2 protein-coding genes are annotated in these 3,084 nt (G+C 74.4%); one reads left to right on the plus strand and one right to left on the minus strand.

Translation table 11 applies throughout. From position 1 onward, the window contains the following. Positions 1-556 (plus strand): hypothetical protein (locus JHN63_RS50370; protein WP_200691835.1); only part of this gene is annotated, 556 nt, incomplete at its 5' end. A 323-nt stretch (positions 557-879) separates the two neighbouring features. Here JHN63_RS50370 and JHN63_RS50375 read toward each other — a convergent pair. Further along, the coding region (locus JHN63_RS50375) for an ATP-dependent RecD-like DNA helicase (protein ID WP_234478920.1) at positions 880-3,084 on the minus strand (2,205 nt) is incomplete at its 5' end.

A 3,084-nucleotide genomic window follows, 5' to 3' on the forward strand; every position in this document is an offset into this window, starting at 1 on the left:
CGAGCTGCTCTACGACCGTTATGACGAGGTCACGCCTTTCGAGATCCCCGGTACCGACGACTCCCTGCCGCCGTACACCGGCCCCGAGGAGCCGAACGCGGTGAGCGTGCTGATCCGCCGTGACTACGCCGTGGCGGAGCCGCAGCGGCTGCTGGCCCAGGCGCAGCGGGTCGAGGCGGCGGTCGGCGACGGCACGGGCACGGAGGCCTCCGGCACGATCCACGGTGCGCTCGGCATCCTCTTCGACGAGTTCGAGGCGGACGAGATCGCCTCCCGGCCCAAGGAGTTCGGCCTGGAGGAGGGCGACTCCACGCTGTGGGTGACCGCCGCCGACGAGACGGCCGAACCCGGCGCCTGGCTGGAGGCCCCCTTCGAGGGCGTCGACCCGCAGCGGGTGGTGTGCCGCTTCGACGTCAGCGCGGTCTTCGACGACGAGATCAACGACGAGTTGGACGACATCGACGAGGTGGACGAGGCCGAGGACGAACTCGATCCCGACCTGGACGCCGATCTCGACGAGGACGAGGACCTGGAGGCGCTGGAAGCGGACCGCTGATCCGCACCGCGCCCCGCTGTCGCGACGACGGACGGCGGCGGTCACGGAGACATCCCCTCCGCGACCGCCGCCGTCTGTCGTCCGGCTCGGTCCGCCGCGACCGTGGTCGTCGGTCGTCCGGCTCGGACTGCCGTCGCGCGGCCGTGGTTGTCGGCTGTTCGCCTCAGACCTGCGGGACGGGCGTAGCCGCCGGTCGTGAGGCTCGGGCCGCGTGACGTGACTGTGGTCGTCGGCCGTCCGACCCAGACCTCCGTAGCGCGACTGCCGCTGTCGGTCGTCCGGCTCAGACCTTCGTGACGCGTTGCCGTCGTCCGCCGCCCGGTTCAGACCCCCGCCGGAACCTGCGGACGCAACAGCACCGGCAGCCGGGTCGTGCGCGGCTTGGCCGGCACCTCGGCGACGGCTCGAGGGAGCGCCTGGTCCACGCCGTGCACCACGGACAGGTGCCGGTCCGCCCGGCTGAACGCCGTGTACACCCAGGGGCGGCTGAGCGCCTGCGCCGCGTCCCCGGGCAGCACCACGACCACCGCGGGCCACCGCACTCCCACCGCCTGGTGCGCGGTCAGCGCCCACCCGTGCCGCACGGACTGCTCCACCCGCTCCTTCGGTACGACGACCAGGCCGTCGGGGCAGTCGAGATGAAGCCCCTTGGCGTCGGCCATCAGCACCTTGCCGGAGACCGTACGTCCCGGGGCGGGGGAGTACGCGATCCGGTCGCCGGGGTCGAAGCCGCCGAAGCGGCCGGGGCCGGGGTTGAGGCGCTCCTTCAGCGCCACGTTCAGGGCACGGGTGCCCGCCGCGCCGCCGTGGCCCGGTGTGATCACCACCGTCTGCTCGGACGGGACGCCGATCACCCGCGGCACCGAGTCGGCGACGAGCTGCACGGTCCGGTGCACGGCCTCACCGGCGTCCCGCACCGGCACGATCACGACCTCTTTGCCGGGGGCCTCCACCTGGTTGAGCTCGCCGATGCCGATGCCCGAGACGAGTTCACCCACGGGACCGAGATCCGGTCGCCGCGAGACGACCTGGGGGCAGGCCCTCGACGCGAGCAGATCGGCGAAGACCCGCCCCGGACCCGCCGACCACAACACCGCCGGGTCGCCGGTCAGCACCAGCCGCGCTCCGTCCGGCAGTGACTCGGTGAGCAACGCCGCCGTCTCGACGTCCAGTTGAGGCGCGTCGAGCACGACGAGAAGGTCCAGATCGAGGGCGCCGTCGGTGTCCCGCCCGGGCCCTTCGGCACCGGACAGCAGCCCGGCGACGGTGGCGGCACGGGGGCCGTCGTCCGAGGCCGCGCCTTCCGCCTCGGCGGACTGGGCCAGCAGTGCGGCGAACCGGTCCCGGCCGACCGGACCGTGCGCGGCGGCCCAGGCGCGCAGCCCGAAGCCCGCAGCGGCGCCGAGCAGTGCCGCCGGTTCCTCCAAGGACGCCTCACCGCCGGTGTGCAGCACCAGGCCGTGCCCCGCGACCGCGCGGATCAGCTCGCCGGTGGATCCCTTGGCGGCACCCGCCCGCTCCCACTCCGCTTCCGAACCGTCCTCCTTCGGCACCGAGTTGATCAGCTTGGCGAGTCCGTCGGCGAGGCTCTCCTCGGCCAGCGCGTACCGCTCCAGGCCGATCAGCACACGGACGGGACGCTCCTCGACCACCGCGTCCTCATCGGAGTCGGACACGTCGTCCGTCCGCTGCACCGGGACCGCGGGCTCGTCCAACGCGTCCTGGAAGAGCAGCACTTCGCCCTCGGCGATGGCGCTCTGTGTCGCCGCGTCCGGGTCGGGCACCCCTTGCTTTCCCAGCGCGGCCGTCAATGCCGACGCCTCCAGGGCCGTGTGCCCGGCCAGCGCCGCCTGCTCCAGGAGCCAGCCGACGACGGCCCGGCCGCGCCGCTCGTCGTCCGGCGCGCACTCGGCGCCGAGCAGTGCCCGCGCGAACCCGTCCGCCTGTTCGGGCCGCACACCCGGGACGCGCAGCAACTGCCAGGGATCCTCGCGGAGTTGATCGTCACCGCCCTCGCCGAGCGCCGCCGCGACCTGTGCCGCGAGCGTCTCGGGCGCGCCGCCCTCGGCCAGCACCCGCCGTACGGACTCGACGGTCTCGGTGGCGGGGGCGCCGGGTTCGGTCGCGTCGGGCTGTGGCCGCCGTACCGCCTCCGGGGCGGCGGCGGTCGGGCGTGGGGCGGGCTCCGGCTTGGCGGAGGGGACGGACACGGGCTTCTCGCCGCTCTCCACGGCCCGTACCGCCGCGAGCAGATCGGCGGCCGTCCCGCTGAGCTTGGTCCCGGCCACGATGGGCCCGGCCTTCTCCGCCTTCCGCCGCTCGATCCGCTCCCGCTCCAGCCGCTGCGCCAGCAACTCGGCGGCGGCCTCGGACAGTTCGGCGGCGGCTACCTCGGCCGTGGCCTCCCCGGTGCCCTCGGCGCTCCCCGCGGTACCGTCCGCGGCAGTGCCCTCGGCGTCTTCCACGGCATCCACGTCCGTGTCCTCGGCGCCTGCCCCGATATCCGGCCCCCCGGCCGACTCCCCGTC

The organism is Streptomyces sp. MBT65 (genome assembly GCF_016612545.1).
Taxonomy (GTDB): domain Bacteria; phylum Actinomycetota; class Actinomycetes; order Streptomycetales; family Streptomycetaceae; genus Streptomyces.